The organism is Natronincola ferrireducens (assembly GCF_900100845.1).
GTDB lineage: Bacteria > Bacillota > Clostridia > Peptostreptococcales > Natronincolaceae > Natronincola_B > Natronincola_B ferrireducens.
Map to the genome: position 1 here is coordinate 1 of NZ_FNFP01000024.1, position 1,180 is coordinate 1,180.

The window sequence follows — 1,180 nt, forward strand, 5'->3', positions numbered from 1 at the left end:
TTGCAATTGTTAGGTCAAGCCCTCGACCTATTAGTATCGGTCAGCTTAGTACATTGCTGCACTTACACCTCCGACCTATCTACCAGGTAGTCTTCCTGGGGTCTTACTTCCTTAATGGAATGGGAAATCTCATCTTGAGGGGGGCTTCGTGCTTAGATGCCTTCAGCACTTATCCCTGCCGTACTTAGCTACCCAGCGATGCCTTTGGCAAGACAACTGGTACACCAGCGGTACGTCCATCCCGGTCCTCTCGTACTAAGGACAGCTCCTCTCAAATTTCCTACGCCTGCGACGGATAGGGACCGAACTGTCTCACGACGTTCTGAACCCAGCTCGCGTACCACTTTAATGGGCGAACAGCCCAACCCTTGGGACCTACTTCAGCCCCAGGATGTGATGAGCCGACATCGAGGTGCCAAACCTCCCCGTCGATGTGGACTCTTGGGGGAGATAAGCCTGTTATCCCCGGGGTAGCTTTTATCCGTTGAGCGATGGCCCTTCCACTCGGTACCACCGGATCACTAAGTCCGACTTTCGTCCTTGCTCGACTTGTTGGTCTCGCAATCAAGCTCCCTTATGCCTTTGCACTCTTTGCACGATTTCCGACCGTGCTGAGGGAACCTTTGAGCGCCTCCGTTACTTTTTAGGAGGCGACCGCCCCAGTCAAACTGCCCGCCTGACAGTGTCCCAAGACCAGCTAATGGTCCATGGTTAGAACTTCAGTACTACAAGAGTGGTATCCCAACAGCGACTCCTCCAAAACTGGCGTTCTAGATTCTAAGTCTCCCACCTATCCTGTACATGTAGTACCAAAATCCAATGTCAAGCTGCAGTAAAGCTCCACGGGGTCTTTCCGTCCTGTCGCAGGTAACCAGCATCTTCACTGGTATTACAATTTCACCGGGTCCATTGTTGAGACAGCGCCCAAATCGTTACGCCTTTCGTGCGGGTCGGAACTTACCCGACAAGGAATTTCGCTACCTTAGGACCGTTATAGTTACGGCCGCCGTTTACTGGGGCTTAAGTTCTGTGCTTCGGTTGCCCTAACACTTCCCCTTAACCTTCCAGCACCGGGCAGGCGTCAGCCCCTATACGTCGTCTTTCGACTTGGCAGAGACCTATGTTTTTGCTAAACAGTCGCTTGGGCCTGTTCTCTGCGACCAATGGTTGCTTACGGAGC

General features: G+C 52.7%; 1 rRNA gene. It reads right to left on the reverse strand.

Features of this window, described 5'->3' with window-relative positions:
* Positions 1-10 precede the first annotated feature (10 nt).
* Positions 11-1,180, reverse strand: a 23S ribosomal RNA gene (locus BLS22_RS14795); the annotation flags it as partial.